The organism is Amycolatopsis sp. SID8362, from assembly GCF_010550475.1.
Lineage (GTDB): Bacteria > Actinomycetota > Actinomycetes > Mycobacteriales > Pseudonocardiaceae > Amycolatopsis > Amycolatopsis eburnea.
This window is the reverse complement of sequence record NZ_JAAGNB010000566.1, coordinates 1-393: the sequence shown is the minus strand read 5'-3', so window position 1 is coordinate 393 and position 393 is coordinate 1. Positions and strand designations below refer to the sequence as shown.

The window sequence follows — 393 nt, the reverse complement described above, 5'->3', positions numbered from 1 at the left end:
TTTGAACGTTTCAATACAGCGTGGTACGTGACTGTAATCACAACCTCACACGTTGGCAATACTCCACTGGGCGCCCGACCTACGTCGGTAGGTGATTTCCTAAATCGTTTTAGGCCGCCGGACCCGGCGCACCACCACGATCACCGCCGCGCCCAGCAGCACCAGCGCGACCGGCACGGCGGTCGGCAGCCACGGCCAGGCCCGGCCCTCGAACACGACCCCGTCGGTGGGCAGCTCCAGCACCTTCGCTGTCCAGCGGGCGGTCGCCACGTCGGTGTGCCGCGCGAGCCCGCTCACCACGGTGTCGTAGGCGAAGCCGGGCCGGTCGTGGACGTACTCGGGGGACGGCCCGCCGGGCGGCGGCGTGACCCCGCGCGTCGCACCCGGCACGAC

General features: G+C 69.5%; 1 pseudogene. It reads right to left on the bottom strand.

The window, feature by feature from the left end:
- Positions 1–99: 99 nt before the first annotated feature.
- Positions 100–393: pseudogene (locus G3I65_RS17440) on the bottom strand (AraC family transcriptional regulator); the annotation flags it as partial.